Source organism: Streptomyces sp. NPDC004788 (genome assembly GCF_053601115.1).
In genome coordinates this window covers 1-14,742 of the sequence record NZ_JBSGBF010000019.1, presented here as the reverse complement: position 1 = coordinate 14,742, position 14,742 = coordinate 1, and the positions used below count along the sequence as shown (strand labels likewise).

Here is a 14,742-nt window from a genome sequence, read left to right as displayed (position 1 = left end):
AGCTCGGGGAAGCCCGGGAATAGTTCCGCACCCACCCCGGTTTTGGGAGATGCGGCCGGTCCTGGCAGACTGGTACGTCGGCCCCGGTTCACGCATGTGCATCCCGCACGGGCGACCCGGAGCCCTCCCGGAACTAGGAGACACCTTGAAGCGCGAGATCCACCCCGAGTACGTCGAGACCCAGGTCAGCTGCACCTGTGGCGCGTCGTTCACCACCCGTAGCACCCTGACCGAGGGCACCATCCGTGCCGAGGTCTGCTCCGAGTGCCACCCGTTCTACACGGGCAAGCAGAAGATCCTCGACACCGGCGGCCGCGTCGCCCGCTTCGAGGCCCGCTTCGGCAAGGCTGCGGCCAAGAAGTAGCACGTCACTGCGCCGGTCCTGGGTCGCTCCCGCACGGGGGCACCGGACCGGCGCTTTGCCGTCCCCGCAGTATTTCCCGCAGCAGCCCTTCACGAATTCACCCCAGGAGCACCCGATGTTCGAAGCGGTCGAGGAACTGGTCGGCGAGCACGCCGACCTCGAGAAGAAGCTCGCCGACCCTTCGGTCCACTCCGACCAGGCGAACGCGCGCAAGCTCAACAAGCGTTACGCGGAGCTGACCCCGATCATCGGCACGTACAAGGCGTGGAAGCAGTCGGCGGACGACATCGAGACGGCCAAGGAACTGGCCGCCGACGACCCCGACTTCGCCGCCGAGGTCAAGGAGCTGGAGAAGCAGCGCGAGGAGCTCACCGAGAAGCTCCGCCTGCTGCTGGTCCCGCGCGACCCCAGCGACGACAAGGACGTCATCCTGGAGATCAAGGCCGGCGCCGGCGGCGACGAGTCCGCCCTGTTCGCCGGTGACCTGCTGCGCATGTACCTGCGGTACGCCGAGCGCGTCGGCTGGAAGACCGAGATCATCGACTCCACCGAGTCCGAGCTCGGCGGTTACAAGGACGTCCAGGTCGCCGTGAAGACCAAGGGCGGCAACGGCGCCACCGAGCCCGGCCAGGGCGTCTGGGCGCGGCTGAAGTACGAGGGCGGGGTGCACCGCGTGCAGCGCGTGCCCGCCACCGAGTCGCAGGGCCGCATCCACACCTCCGCGGCCGGTGTGCTCGTCACGCCGGAGGCCGAGGAGGTCGAGGTCGAGATCCACGCCAACGACCTGCGCATCGACGTCTACCGCTCGTCGGGCCCCGGCGGCCAGTCCGTCAACACGACCGACTCCGCCGTCCGTATCACGCACCTGCCGACCGGCATCGTCGCCTCCTGCCAGAACGAGAAGAGCCAGCTCCAGAACAAGGAGCAGGCCATGCGCATCCTCCGTTCCCGGCTGCTCGCCGCGGCGCAGGAGAAGGCCGAGGCCGAGGCCGCGGACGCGCGCCGCAGCCAGGTCCGCACCGTCGACCGCTCCGAGAAGATCCGTACGTACAACTTCCCGGAGAACCGCATCTCGGACCACCGCGTCGGCTTCAAGGCGTACAACCTGGACCAGGTGCTCGACGGCGAGCTCGACCCGGTCATCCAGGCGTGCGTCGACGCCGACTCGGCCGCCAAGCTCGCCAACGCGTAAGGCCGCGACGCGTAAGGCCGCGACGCGTGCGGCCGCACACGACGAGCCGGCGTACGACGCACGACCTTGTAAAGCCCCACCCGCACCACGGAGGACCAGCGTGAACCTGCTGCTTGCCGAGGTGGCCCAGGCCACCCAGCGGCTGGCCGACGCCGGCGTTCCCTCACCGCGTTTCGACGCCGAGGAGCTCGCCGCGTTCGTGCACGGCGTCAAGCGGGGGGAGCTGCACAACGTCAAGGACGCGGACTTCGACGCCCGCTACTGGGAGGCCGTCGCCCGCCGCGAGGCGCGCGAGCCGCTCCAGCACATCACCGGCCGCGCGTTCTTCCGCTACCTGGAGCTCCAGGTCGGCCCCGGCGTCTTCGTGCCCCGGCCCGAGACCGAGTCGGTCGTCGGCTGGGCCATAGACGCCGTGCGGGCCATGGACGTCGTCGAGCCGCTGATCGTCGACCTGTGCACCGGCTCCGGCGCGATCGCCCTCGCCATGGCCCAGGAGGTGCCGCGCTCGCGCGTGCACGCCGTGGAGCTGTCCGACGACGCGCTCGTGTGGACGCGGAAGAACGCCCAGGGCTCGCGCGTCACCGTGCACCAGGGCGACGCGCTCACCGCGCTGCCCGAGCTCAACGGCCAGGTCGACCTGGTCATCTCCAACCCGCCGTACATCCCGCTCACCGAGTGGGAGTACGTGGCGCCCGAGGCCCGCGACCACGACCCCGAGATGGCGCTCTTCTCCGGCGAGGACGGCCTCGACACCATCCGCGGCATCGAGCGCACCGCACACCGGCTGCTCAGGCCCGGCGGACTCGTCGTCATCGAGCACGCGGACACCCAGGGCGGCCAGGTGCCGTGGATCTTCAACGAGGAGGCCGGCTGGGCGGACGCCGCCGACCACCCCGACCTGAACAACCGGCCGCGTTTCGCGACGGCGCGCAAGGCGACCCCATGACCAGGCAGATGCACGACGTGTACGAGGAGGAGCGGGACTGATGGCACGGCGATACGACTGCAACGAGGCGACGGACCGTGCGACGGGTCTGCGTGAGGCCGCGTCCGCCGTGCGACGCGGCGAGCTGGTCGTGCTGCCCACCGACACCGTGTACGGGATCGGGGCGGACGCCTTCAGCTCGGAGGCCGTCGCGGACCTCCTGGCCGCCAAGGGCCGGGGCCGCAACATGCCCACGCCCGTGCTCATCGGCTCCCCGAACACGCTGCACGGCCTGGTCACGGACTTCTCCGAGGCGGCCTGGGAGCTCGTCGACGCCTTCTGGCCCGGCGCGCTGACCCTCGTCGCCAAGCACCAGCCGTCGCTCCAGTGGGACCTCGGCGACACCCGTGGCACCGTCGCCATCCGGATGCCGCTGCACCCGGTCGCGATCGAGCTGCTCACCGAGGTCGGCCCGATGGCCGTCTCCTCGGCGAACCTCACCGGGCACCCGTCGCCGGAGAACTGCGACGCCGCGCAGGGCATGCTCGGCGACTCCGTCTCCGTGTACCTCGACGGCGGCCCGACGCCCGGCATCGTGCCGTCGTCGATCGTCGACGTCACGGGCAAGGTGCCGGTGCTGCTGCGCCAGGGCGCGCTCAGCGCGGAGGAGCTCCGGAAGGTGGTACCCGACCTCGAGGTGGCGAATTGACCGCCCCTGAGGGGCGTGGCATAGCGGGGCACGAGCACGACCGCAGTACCTTCCGCATCCTCCACGTCAGCACCGGCAACGTCTGCCGCTCGCCGATCACCGAGCGGCTGACCCGTCATGCCCTCGTCGACCGGCTCGGCGACCCCATGAGCGGCGGCCTGATCGTGGAGAGCGCGGGCACCTGGGGCCACGAGGGCGCCCCGATGGAGGCCAACGCCGAACTCGTCCTCGCGGACTTCGGCGCCGACCACACCGGCTTCGCGGGCCGCGAGCTCCTCGACGAGCACGTCATCCGCGCCGACCTGGTCCTCACCGCGACCCGCGACCACCGCGCGCAGGTCATCTCGATGGGCCACTCGGCGGGCCTGCGCACCTTCACCCTGAAGGAGTTCACCCGCCTCGTCCGCGCCATAGACCCGGCCACCCTCCCGGACCCCCTCGGCACCCACGGCACCGTCGACCGCGCCCGCGCCCTGGTCCGCGCGGCCGCCGCTCTACGCGGGTGGCTCCTGGCCCCGTCGGCGGAGGCGGACGAGGTGAACGACCCGTACGGCGCGCCGATCACGTTCTTCCGCTCGATCGGCGACGAGATCCAGCAGGCGCTGGACCCGGTGGTGACGGCGCTGACGGGCGTCCCGGCGAAGCGCTGAGCGGGTCTGGCCGGGGTTTTGACGTGTCGGTAGTCCCAGTGCACCAACTCGGGGCGCGGGGCGGCCCAGGCGTGCCTACAGTGGATTTCTAGGCCCCGCTCACGCCCGGAGTGCCCCCATGCCGGTCACCGCTCCACCCGAAGCCGAGCACGAGCTCGACGTACTGCGTCGTCAGGACCCCGAGGTCGCCGACGTGCTGCTCGGCGAGGCGCGGCGGCAGGGGGACAGTCTGCAGCTGATCGCCGCGGAGAACTTCACGTCGCCCGCGGTGCTCGCCGCGCTCGGGTCGCGGCTCGCCAACAAGTACGCCGAGGGGTATCCGGGGGCGCGGCACCACGGGGGCTGCGAGTACGCCGACGCGGTCGAGCGGATCGCCGTCGAGCGGGCCACGTCGCTGTTCGGGGCCGACCACGCGAACGTACAGGCGCACTCGGGGTCGTCGGCCGTGCTCGCCGCGTACGCCGCGCTGCTGCGGCCCGGTGACACGGTGCTCGCCATGGGGCTCGCGTACGGCGGGCACCTCACGCACGGTTCGCCGGCGAACTTCTCCGGCCGCTGGTTCGACTTCGTGCCGTACGGGCTCGACGCCGAGACCGGGCTCGTCGACTACGAGCAGGTCGCCGCGCTCGCCCGGCACCACCGGCCGAAGGCGATCGTCTGCGGGTCCATCTCCTATCCGCGGCACCTCGACTACGCCACCTTCCGGGCCATCGCCGACGAGGTCGGCGCCTATCTGATCGCCGACGCCGCCCACCCCCTGGGCCTGATCGCCGGCGGCGCGGCGCCCAGCCCCGTCCCGTACGCCGACATCGTCTGCGGCACCACGCACAAGGTGCTGCGCGGACCGCGCGGCGGGCTGATCCTGTGCGGCGAGGAGCTGGCGCAGCGCGTCGACCGGGCGGTGTTCCCGTTCACGCAGGGCGGCGCGCAGATGCACACCATCGCGGCCAAGGCGGTGGCCTTCGGGGAGGCGTCGACGCCGGCCTTCACCACGTACGCCCATCAGGTGGTCGAGCACGCCCGGGTGCTGGCCGCCGCGCTCGCCGCCGAGGGCTTCGCGGTGACGACGGGCGGCACGGACACCCATCTGATCACCGCCGACCCCGCGCCGTTCGGCGTCGACGGCCGCACGGCGCGCGCCCGGCTCGCCGCCGCCGGCATGGTGCTCGACACGTGCGCGCTGCCGTACGGCGACGGGCGCGGGATCCGGCTCGGCACCGCCGCCGTGACGACGCAGGGCATGGGGTCGCCGGAGATGGCGAGAATTGCCGGACTGTTCACCACCGCGTTGCGGGACGACCCGCAGGAGACGGCGAGGGTACGCGCGGAAGTACGCGAGCTGGCCGGGCGATTTCCCCCGTATGGCCGGTGAATAGGCGGGAAAGCGGGCCGCGCGGAACCGTTCGCGGGCCCGGGGTGTCCTCGACCATGGGGACGGCCCGGCTAGGGTGTGGGGCTGAGATGGCCAGCGATTCCTGTGGGGCAGCCCGTGCGTGATTACCTGCTGACGCTCTGTGTCACGGCCGCGGTGACCTATCTGCTGACCGGTCCGGTGCGGAAGTTCGCCATCGCGACCGGCGCGATGCCGGAGATCCGCGCCCGCGACGTGCACCGAGAACCGACTCCGCGGCTCGGTGGCATCGCCATGTTCTTCGGGCTGTGCGCGGGCCTGCTGGTCGCCGACCACCTGCAGAACCTCAACAGCGTCTTCGAGCTGTCCAACGAACCGCGCGCGCTGCTCTCCGGCGCCGCCCTGATCTGGCTGATCGGCGTCCTCGACGACAAGTTCGAGCTGGACGCGCTGATCAAGCTCGGCGCGCAGATGATCTCCGCCGGCGTGATGGTGATGCAGGGTCTGACGATCCTGTGGCTGCCCATCCCGGGTGTCGGCACGGTCGCGCTGACCCAGTGGCAGGGCACGCTGCTGACCGTCGCCCTGGTCGTGCTCACCATCAACGCCGTGAACTTCGTCGACGGTCTCGACGGTCTGGCCGCCGGCATGGTGTGCATCGCCGCCGCGGCCTTCTTCCTCTACGCGTACCGGATCTGGTTCAGCTACGGCATCGAGGCGGCCGCCCCGGCGACGCTCTTCGCCGCCATCCTGATGGGCATGTGCCTGGGCTTCCTGCCGCACAACATGCACCCGGCGCGGATCTTCATGGGCGACTCCGGCTCGATGCTGATCGGTCTGATCCTGGCCGCCTCCGCCATCTCCATCACGGGTCAGGTCGACCCGGACGCGCTGAAGATCTTCGAGGGGTCGACGAAGGCCGCGACGCACGCGGCCCTGCCGGTCTTCATCCCGCTGGTGCTGCCGCTGACCATCATCGCGATCCCGATGGCCGACCTGGTGCTGGCGATCGTGCGCCGTACGTGGAAGGGCCAGTCGCCGTTCGCGGCCGACCGCGGGCACCTGCACCACCGGCTCCTGGAGATCGGGCACTCGCACAGCCGCGCGGTGCTGATCATGTACTTCTGGTCGGCGCTCATCGCCTTCGGCACGCTGGCCTATTCGGTGCACTCGACGTCGATGTGGATCGTCCTCAGCGTGGTCCTGCTGAGCGCCGTCGGCCTGGTGCTGCTCCTGCTGCCGCGCTTCTCGCCGCGCGCCCCCCGCTGGGCCGAGGCGGTCGTCCCGCCGCGCTACCGGCGCCGGGTCCGGGCGGTGCCCGACACCGGGCCCGAGGCGCCGGAGGCGGCGGACCTCGCGGGGGAGGACCGCGTCGAGGAGGAGCTGGAGCCCGTACCCGCCGGAGTCAACGGAGCGACCGCCATCGGCCACCGTTCGCGTTTCTCCGACCGGAGTAAGGCCGGGGCGCGGGGTTGACGAAAGCCCCACGCTGGTCCATTACCAGACAAGTCGACGCCCTGTCGTGCACACACGCGCGCGGTCACTCTCACGTGTGACAGTTGGCACACCACACGGGTAAAGACCTATTCAAATAGTTTGTGATACGGTTCACGAGACCCGGCGACAGTGCCGAAAGACCGTAGTGCGACGGTCCCTTAGGCCCCGAGACCCACCTCGGACCGGGCTTACGCTCGTCCATGACGACACCATCGCCCCCTCCAGCAAGCGGAGACACCGCCATGCCGTCCAACGACGCACGCACCCTGCTGCTCACCGCAGTGCCCACCGCCGCCGCCGGCGTCATCGCCACGGTCGTCAGCGGTGTGGTCGCCGGTGGCAAGGGCGCGCTCGGCGCCGTCGTCGGCACCGCGGTCGTGATCCTCTTCATGGGCATCGGGCTGGTGGTTCTGCAGCGGACGGCGAAGAAGCTTCCGCAGTTGTTCCAGCCGATGCTGCTCATGCTCTACGCGGCCCAACTGCTCCTGCTCTTCATCTTCTTGGCCTTGCTGAAGAACACCACGGCGTTCGACTTCAAGGCCTTCGCCTTCACGCTGCTCGGAACCACCATCGTGTGGGTCGCCGCACAGGCCCGGGCCTATCTGAAGGCCAAGATCATGTATGTCGACCCCGACAAAACGGGGCCGAAGCCGTGAAGGGTAGGGCCGGGATAAAGACGCGTTCGGCTTCCTGCTATCGTCCGGTGCCAACTGCGGCACTGCGGGCGCGGGCATCCGAAGCGGCGCCTGACCCAGCGCGAGGCTCGATGCCGAACCGCCGCCCCCTTATCCGTAAGACCAGTCCAGTGCCGACCCGCGGCTGCGTGCCGCGCCGACACAACGAGGTTGCCGTACCTATGCGCCACGCTGAAGGAGCCCGCGGTGAGTGCTGACCAGACGCTTGCCTTCGACCCGGATTGCCACATCTTCTCTGGATGTGGCTTCCCGGCGCCGGGGCTGCACACGTTCATGTACGAGCCCATCTTCACCGTGGGCAGCTTCGAGTTCACCAAGCCGATGCTGCTCGCCATCCTGGGTTCGATCGTGGTCGTCGGCTTCTTCTGGGCCGCGTTCAACAAGCCGAAGCTGATCCCCGGCAAGATGCAGATGGTCGGCGAGGCCGGTTACGACTTCGTCCGCCGCGGCATCGTCTACGAGATCATCGGCAAGAAGGACGGACAGAAGTACGTCCCCTTCATGGTCTCGCTGTTCTTCTTCGTGTGGATCATGAACCTGTGGTCGATCGTCCCGGTCGCCCAGTTCCCGGTCACCTCGCTGATCGCCTTCCCGGCGGCCCTCGCGCTGATCGTCTACGTGACCTGGGTGTCGCTGACCTTCAAGAAGCACGGCTTCGTCGGCGGCTGGAAGAACATCCTCGGCTACGACAAGTCGCTGGGCGCGATCCTGCCGCTGATCATGCTGCTCGAGTTCTTCTCGAACCTGCTCATCCGGCCCTTCACGCACGCGGTCCGACTGTTCGCGAACATGTTCGCCGGTCACCTGCTGATCGTGATGTTCTCGCTGGCCACCTGGTACCTCATGAACGGCCTCGGCTTCGTCTACGCCGGCGCGTCCTTCGTGATGGTCATCGTGATGACCGCCTTCGAGCTCTTCATCCAGGCCGTCCAGGCGTACGTCTTCGTCCTCCTGGCCTGCAGCTACGTCCAGGGCGCGCTCGCCGAGCACCACTGAGCCGGCCCGGCAGCAGCACCACCCCCCTTACCAACAGTCGTCCGGTGGCCAACCCCCACCGGGTCCTTGAAAGAGAAGGAAGAACCGGCATGTCCGCTCTCGAGACTCTCGCCGCCGTCAACGGAAACGTCGCCTCCATCGGCTACGGCCTCGCTGCCATCGGCCCCGGCGTCGGCGTCGGCATCATCTTCGGTAACGGCACCCAGGCCCTCGCCCGTCAGCCCGAGGCGGCCGGCCTGATCCGTACCAACCAGATCATGGGTTTCGCCTTCTGTGAGGCGCTCGCCCTCATCGGCATCGTCATGGGCTTCGTCTACAAGTAAGCCGGCCCTGACAGCCCGATTCTTTTACGGAAGGCACTGATGTGAACGCTCTGCTTCTTGCGGAAGCGGCGGAGGAGCAGCCTCCGCTCATCCCGCATCTCGACGAGCTCGTCATCGGCCTGATCGCCTTCGTCATCGTCTTCGGCTTCCTCGCCAAGAAGCTCCTCCCGAACATCAACAAGGTTCTGGACGAGCGCCGCGAGGCCATCGAGGGTGGCATCGAGAAGGCCGAATCGGCCCAGATCGAGGCTCAGAGTGTGCTGGAGCAGTACAAGGCTCAGCTCGCCGAGGCCCGCCACGAAGCCGCGCGTCTCCGCCAGGAGGCGAACGAGCAGGGCGCCGCGATCATCGAGCAGATGAAGGCGGAAGGCACGCGCCAGCGCGAGGAGATCGTCGCCGCCGGTCAGGCCCAGCTCGAGGCCGACCGCAAGGCCGCGACCGCCACGCTGCGCCAGGACGTCGGCAAGCTCGCCACCGACCTGGCCGCGAAGCTGGTCGGCGAGGCCCTCGAGGACCACGCTCGTCAGAGCCGGACCATCGACCGCTTCCTCGACGAGCTCGAGGAGAAGGCCGAGGCCGTGCGATGAACGGAGCGAGCCGCGAGGCACTGAGTGCCGCACGTGAGGCCCTCGACGCGCTGACGGACAACACGTCGGTGGACGCGGGCAAGCTCGCGGGCGAGCTGGCCGCGGTCACCGCGCTGCTCGACCGCGAGGTGTCGCTGCGTCGGGTCCTGACCGACCCGGCGCAGGCGGGCGAGGCCAAGGCCGAGCTCGCGCAGCGACTCCTGGCCGGACAGGTCGGCGGCGAGGCCGTCGACATCGTCTCGGGCATGGTGCGCTCCCGCTGGTCGCGTTCGCGCGACCTGGTGGACGGCGTCGAGGAACTGGCGAACATCGCCGACCTCACCGCCGCCCAGAAGGCGGGCGGCCTCGACGACGTCGAGGACGAGCTGTTCCGGTTCGGCCGGATCGTCTCCTCCAGCAACGAGCTCCGCTCGGCGCTGACGGACAAGAAGGCCACCGCCACCGCCAAGGGCGAGCTGCTGCGCAGCCTGCTCGGCGGCAAGGTGAACGTGGTCACCGAGCGCCTGGTCGTCCGTCTCGTGACCCAGCCCCGGGGACGTAGCCTGGAAGCGGGACTCGAGTCCCTGTCCAAGCTCGCCGCGGCGCGCCGGGACCGGATGGTCGCCGTGGTCACCTCGGCGGTGCCGCTCACCGACCAGCAGAAGCAGCGCCTCGGCGCCGTTCTGGCCAAGCTGTACGGCCGCCAGATGCACCTGAACCTGGACGTGGACCCGACGGTCCTCGGCGGGATCGCGGTGCGCGTCGGCGACGAGGTCATCAACGGCACCATCGCGGAGCGCCTCGACGAGGCGACCCGCCGCCTGGCCGGCTGACCTCGGCCAGAACTGAACAAGCATGACCAGCGGCCCGGTTGGGCCGTGCAGAGATTGCAGAAGATTCCTGGGGGTCGCCCCCAGACCCCTAAGAAACTTCGGGCCCAACAAGGAGAGCAGGGAACCCAGATGGCGGAGCTCACGATCCGGCCGGAGGAGATCCGGGACGCGCTGGAGAACTTCGTCCAGTCGTACCAGCCGGACGCGGCCTCGCGCGAGGAGGTCGGCACGGTCAGCCTGGCCGGCGACGGTATCGCGAAGGTCGAGGGTCTTCCCTCGGCCATGGCGAACGAGCTGCTTAAGTTCGAGGACGGCACCCTCGGCCTCGCGCTGAACCTGGAAGAGCGCGAGATCGGTGCGATCGTCCTCGGCGAGTTCAGCGGCATCGAGGAGGGGCAGTCGGTGCAGCGCACCGGCGAGGTCCTCTCCGTCGGCGTCGGTGAGGGATACCTGGGTCGCGTCGTCGACCCGCTCGGTAACCCGATCGACGGTCTCGGCGAGATCGCGACCGAGGGCCGCCGCGCCCTCGAGCTGCAGGCCCCCGGCGTCATGCAGCGCAAGTCGGTCCACGAGCCGATGGAGACCGGCTACAAGGCCGTCGACGCCATGACCCCGGTCGGCCGTGGTCAGCGTCAGCTGATCATCGGTGACCGCCAGACCGGCAAGACCGCCCTGGCCGTCGACACGATCATCAACCAGCGCGACAACTGGCGCTCGGGCGACGTCAACAAGCAGGTCCGCTGCATCTACGTCGCCGTCGGCCAGAAGGGCTCCACCATCGCGTCCGTGCGCGCGGCCCTCGAAGAGGCCGGTGCGCTCGAGTACACGACGATCGTCGCCGCCCCGGCGTCCGACCCGGCCGGCTTCAAGTACCTGGCGCCGTACACCGGTTCTGCCATCGGTCAGCACTGGATGTACCAGGGCAAGCACGTCCTGATCGTCTTCGACGACCTGTCGAAGCAGGCCGACGCCTACCGCGCCGTCTCCCTGCTGCTGCGCCGCCCGCCGGGCCGCGAGGCGTACCCGGGTGACGTCTTCTACCTGCACTCCCGTCTGCTCGAGCGCTGCGCCAAGCTCTCGGACGACCTGGGTGCCGGTTCGATGACCGGTCTGCCGATCGTCGAGACCAAGGCCAACGACGTCTCGGCGTTCATCCCGACCAACGTCATCTCCATCACCGACGGCCAGTGCTTCCTGGAGTCCGACCTGTTCAACGCCGGCCAGCGTCCGGCCCTGAACGTCGGTATCTCGGTCTCCCGAGTCGGTGGCTCCGCCCAGCACCCGGCCATGAAGCAGATCTCCGGCCGTCTGCGCGTCGACCTGGCCCAGTTCCGTGAGCTGGAGGCGTTCGCCGCCTTCGGTTCCGACCTGGACGCCGCGTCGAAGGCGCAGCTGGAGCGCGGTCAGCGCATGGTCGAGCTGCTCAAGCAGGCTCAGTACCAGCCGATGCCGACCGAGAACCAGGTCGTCTCCATCTGGGCCGGCACCACCGGCAAGATGGACGACGTCCCGGTCGCGGACATCCGTCGCTTCGAGGCCGAGATGCTGGCGTTCATGCGCCAGAACAAGTCGGCGCTCATGACCTCCATCCGCGAGGGCAAGAAGATGTCGGACGACACGCTGACGGCCGTCGCCGACGCCATCGCCGAGTTCAAGAAGCAGTTCGAGACGTCTGACGGCAAGCTGCTCGGCGACGACGCCTCCGCCGTCAACGTCTCGAAGTGACGACGGAAGGGACCTGACTCATGGGAGCGCAGCTCCGGGTCTACAAGCGTCGCATCAAATCCGTCACCGCGACGAAGAAGATCACCAAGGCGATGGAGATGATCGCCGCCTCCCGCGTCGTCAAGGCGCAGCGCAAGGTGCAGGCGTCGACCCCGTACGCGACCGAGCTCACCCGTGCGGTGACCGCGGTCGCCACGGGTGCGAACGACAAGCACGCGCTGACCACCGAGGCGGAGAACCCGACCCGCGCCGCGGTCCTGCTCCTCACGAGCGACCGCGGTCTGGCCGGCGCCTTCAACTCCAACGCCATCAAGGCGGCGGAGCGGCTCATCAAGCAGCTGGAGGGCGAGGGCAAGGCGGTCGACATCTACGTCGTCGGTCGCCGTGGCGTCGCGCACTTCAACTTCCGTGAGCGCGCGCTGGCCGACACGTGGACCGGTTTCACGGACGAGCCGACGTACGCGGACGCCAAGAGGATCGGCGAGCCGCTGATCGAGGCGATCGAGAAGGACACGGCCGAGGGTGGTGTGGACGAGCTCCACATCGTCTACACCGAGTTCGTCTCGATGATGACGCAGACGGCGGTCGAGGCCCGGCTGCTGCCCCTCAGCCTCGACGAGGTGGCGAAGGAGGCCGGCCCGGCGGACACCCTCCGTCCGCTGTACGACTTCGAGCCGTCGGCCGAGGACGTCCTCGACGCGCTGCTGCCGCGGTACGTCGAGAGCCGGATCTACAACGCGCTGCTCCAGTCCTCGGCTTCGAAGCACGCCGCCACGCGGCGCGCGATGAAGTCGGCGACCGACAACGCGGGTGAGCTGATCACCAACCTCACCCGACTTGCCAACGCGGCCCGCCAGGCCGAAATCACCCAGGAAATCAGCGAGATCGTCGGTGGCACCGCAGCCCTGGCCGACGCGACCGCGGGGAGTGACAAGTAATGACGACCACTGTTGAGACGGCCGCCGCCACGGGCCGCGTCGCCCGGGTCATCGGCCCGGTCGTCGACGTGGAGTTCCCCGTCGACGCGATGCCGGAGATCTACAACGCGCTGAACGTCGACGTTCCGGACCCGTCCGGCGACGGCACGAAGACGCTGACCCTCGAGGTCGCGCAGCACCTCGGTGACGGCCTGGTCCGCACCATCTCCATGCAGCCCACCGACGGCCTGGTCCGCCAGGCCCCGGTGACCGACACGGGTGCGGCCATCACCGTCCCCGTCGGTGACGTCACCAAGGGCAAGGTGTTCAACACCCTGGGCGAGGTCCTGAACGAGGACCCGTCCTCGGTCGCGGGCTCCGAGCGCTGGGCGATCCACCGCAAGGCCCCGGCCTTCGACCAGCTCGAGTCCAAGACCGAGATGTTCGAGACCGGCCTGAAGGTCGTCGACCTCCTCACCCCGTACGTCAAGGGTGGAAAGATCGGTCTGTTCGGTGGTGCCGGTGTCGGCAAGACCGTTCTGATCCAGGAAATGATCATGCGTGTGGCGAAGCTGCACGAGGGTGTGTCGGTCTTCGCGGGCGTCGGTGAGCGCACCCGTGAGGGCAACGACCTCATGGTCGAGATGGAGGAGGCCGGCGTTCTCGACAAGACCGCGCTGGTCTTCGGCCAGATGGACGAGCCCCCGGGCACCCGTCTGCGCGTCGCCCTGGCCGGTCTGACCATGGCGGAGTACTTCCGCGATGTGCAGAAGCAGGACGTGCTGTTCTTCATCGACAACATCTTCCGCTTCACGCAGGCCGGTTCCGAGGTCTCGACCCTGCTCGGCCGCATGCCCTCCGCGGTGGGTTACCAGCCGAACCTGGCCGACGAGATGGGTCTCCTCCAGGAGCGCATCACCTCGACCCGTGGTCACTCGATCACCTCGATGCAGGCGATCTACGTCCCCGCCGACGACCTCACCGACCCGGCGCCGGCGACCACCTTCGCCCACCTCGACGCGACGACGGTTCTCTCCCGTCCGATCTCCGAGAAGGGCATCTACCCGGCCGTGGACCCGCTGGACTCCACGTCCCGGATCCTGGACCCGCGTTACATCGCGCAGGACCACTACGACGCCGCCATGCGCGTCAAGGGCATCCTGCAGAAGTACAAGGACCTCCAGGACATCATCGCGATCCTCGGTATCGACGAGCTGAGCGAGGAGGACAAGCTCGTTGTCCACCGCGCCCGCCGTGTCGAGCGCTTCCTGTCCCAGAACACCCACGCGGCGAAGCAGTTCACCGGCGTGGACGGTTCGGACGTTCCGCTCGACGAGTCGATCGCCGCGTTCAACGCGATCTGCGACGGTGAGTTCGACCACTTCCCGGAGCAGGCGTTCTTCATGTGTGGTGGTCTTGAGGACCTCAAGAACAACGCCAAGGAGCTCGGCGTCTCCTGAGCCCCGTGCTCTCCGAGAGGGGGCGGGATCGGTCCCGCCCCCCTCTCCACGCCCACTAGAATTGATCCCAACACCCGGCAGCACCGCCGGGTGGTGACCCGAGGAGCCCACCCTTGGCTGCTGAGCTGCACGTCGAGCTGGTCGCCGCGGACCGGAGTGTCTGGTCCGGCGAGGCCACCCTGGTCATCGCGCGTACCACCTCCGGCGACATCGGCGTCATGCCCGGTCACCAGCCGCTGCTCGGTGTGCTGGAGTCGGGCCCCGTGACCATCCGTACGAGCGAGGGCGGCACGGTCGTGGCCGCCGTCCACGGCGGTTTCATCTCGTTCGCCGACGACAAGCTGTCTCTGCTCGCGGAGATCGCCGAGCTGGCCGACGAGATCGACGCCCAGCGTGCCGAGCGCGCGCTGGAGCGTGCGAAGTCTGACGAGGACGCCGCCGCCGAGCGGCGCGCCGAGGTCCGGCTGCGCGCGGTAGCGGTCCGCTAGCGGACCGCGCCGAGAGCCTTACCCTCAGCCGCGGCACGGTCCGGAACATCT

The 14,742-nt window shown here is 69.2% G+C and carries 16 protein-coding genes; all 16 read left to right on the top strand.

Annotation, left to right across the window (positions count from 1 at the left end; genetic code table 11):
- The first annotated feature begins 145 nt into the window (after positions 1 to 145).
- The 16 genes from rpmE (at position 146) to ACWEJX_RS11385 (ending at position 14,691) form a co-directional block, all read left to right on the top strand.
- Positions 146 to 364 carry a 50S ribosomal protein L31 gene (gene rpmE, locus ACWEJX_RS11460; RefSeq protein ID WP_046909139.1) on the top strand — a complete coding sequence of 73 codons (219 nt, stop codon included), beginning with the start codon at positions 146 to 148 and terminating at the stop codon, positions 362 to 364.
- Positions 365 to 479: 115 nt separating this feature from the next.
- A complete protein-coding gene (gene prfA / locus ACWEJX_RS11455) occupies positions 480 to 1,556 on the top strand; it encodes a peptide chain release factor 1 (protein WP_451607261.1) in 1,077 nt (358 codons plus the stop codon).
- 100 nt (positions 1,557 to 1,656) lie between these two features.
- Positions 1,657 to 2,502, top strand: coding sequence for a peptide chain release factor N(5)-glutamine methyltransferase (gene prmC, locus ACWEJX_RS11450; RefSeq protein WP_403792059.1), 846 nt, complete (start codon positions 1,657 to 1,659; stop codon positions 2,500 to 2,502).
- A 40-nt stretch (positions 2,503 to 2,542) separates the two neighbouring features.
- Positions 2,543 to 3,190: an L-threonylcarbamoyladenylate synthase gene (locus ACWEJX_RS11445; RefSeq protein ID WP_451607260.1), complete on the top strand. Its 648-nt coding sequence runs from the start codon at positions 2,543 to 2,545 to the stop codon at positions 3,188 to 3,190.
- Positions 3,187 to 3,840: an arsenate reductase/protein-tyrosine-phosphatase family protein gene (locus ACWEJX_RS11440; protein WP_451607259.1), complete on the top strand. Its 654-nt coding sequence runs from the start codon at positions 3,187 to 3,189 to the stop codon at positions 3,838 to 3,840. Before ACWEJX_RS11445 ends, ACWEJX_RS11440 begins: the two co-directional genes overlap by 4 nt.
- Positions 3,841 to 3,958: 118 nt before the next feature.
- On the top strand, positions 3,959 to 5,212 hold the full coding sequence (locus ACWEJX_RS11435) for a serine hydroxymethyltransferase (RefSeq protein ID WP_451607258.1): 1,254 nt from the start codon (positions 3,959 to 3,961) through the stop codon (positions 5,210 to 5,212).
- 117 nt (positions 5,213 to 5,329) lie between these two features.
- Positions 5,330 to 6,667 carry an MraY family glycosyltransferase gene (locus tag ACWEJX_RS11430; protein ID WP_451607257.1) on the top strand — a complete coding sequence of 446 codons (1,338 nt, stop codon included), beginning with the start codon at positions 5,330 to 5,332 and terminating at the stop codon, positions 6,665 to 6,667.
- 263 nt (positions 6,668 to 6,930) lie between these two features.
- Complete coding sequence (locus ACWEJX_RS11425; RefSeq protein WP_451607256.1) at positions 6,931 to 7,344, top strand: hypothetical protein; 414 nt, start codon at positions 6,931 to 6,933, stop codon at positions 7,342 to 7,344.
- Positions 7,345 to 7,569: 225 nt separating this feature from the next.
- Entirely contained in the window at positions 7,570 to 8,379 is an 810-nt protein-coding gene (atpB, locus tag ACWEJX_RS11420; protein WP_451607255.1) for a F0F1 ATP synthase subunit A, read from the top strand.
- 89 nt (positions 8,380 to 8,468) lie between these two features.
- Positions 8,469 to 8,702, top strand: a complete 234-nt coding sequence (gene atpE, locus ACWEJX_RS11415) for an ATP synthase F0 subunit C (RefSeq protein WP_010474382.1) — start codon at positions 8,469 to 8,471, stop codon at positions 8,700 to 8,702.
- A gap of 41 nt (positions 8,703 to 8,743) precedes the next feature.
- Positions 8,744 to 9,289, top strand: coding sequence for a F0F1 ATP synthase subunit B (locus tag ACWEJX_RS11410; RefSeq protein WP_403792046.1), 546 nt, complete (start codon positions 8,744 to 8,746; stop codon positions 9,287 to 9,289).
- Positions 9,286 to 10,101: a F0F1 ATP synthase subunit delta gene (locus ACWEJX_RS11405; RefSeq protein WP_403792044.1), complete on the top strand. Its 816-nt coding sequence runs from the start codon at positions 9,286 to 9,288 to the stop codon at positions 10,099 to 10,101. Before ACWEJX_RS11410 ends, ACWEJX_RS11405 begins: the two co-directional genes overlap by 4 nt.
- Positions 10,102 to 10,230: 129 nt before the next feature.
- A complete protein-coding gene (gene atpA / locus ACWEJX_RS11400; RefSeq protein WP_403792042.1) occupies positions 10,231 to 11,826 on the top strand; it encodes a F0F1 ATP synthase subunit alpha in 1,596 nt (531 codons plus the stop codon).
- A 20-nt stretch (positions 11,827 to 11,846) separates the two neighbouring features.
- Entirely contained in the window at positions 11,847 to 12,764 is a 918-nt protein-coding gene (locus ACWEJX_RS11395) for a F0F1 ATP synthase subunit gamma (RefSeq protein ID WP_451607254.1), read from the top strand.
- On the top strand, positions 12,764 to 14,203 hold the full coding sequence (atpD, locus tag ACWEJX_RS11390) for a F0F1 ATP synthase subunit beta (RefSeq protein WP_451607253.1): 1,440 nt from the start codon (positions 12,764 to 12,766) through the stop codon (positions 14,201 to 14,203). The genes ACWEJX_RS11395 and atpD overlap by 1 nt, the downstream gene beginning before the upstream one ends.
- 113 nt (positions 14,204 to 14,316) lie before the next feature.
- Positions 14,317 to 14,691, top strand: a complete 375-nt coding sequence (locus ACWEJX_RS11385) for a F0F1 ATP synthase subunit epsilon (protein WP_359523352.1) — start codon at positions 14,317 to 14,319, stop codon at positions 14,689 to 14,691.
- The last annotated feature ends 51 nt before the right edge of the window (positions 14,692 to 14,742 follow it).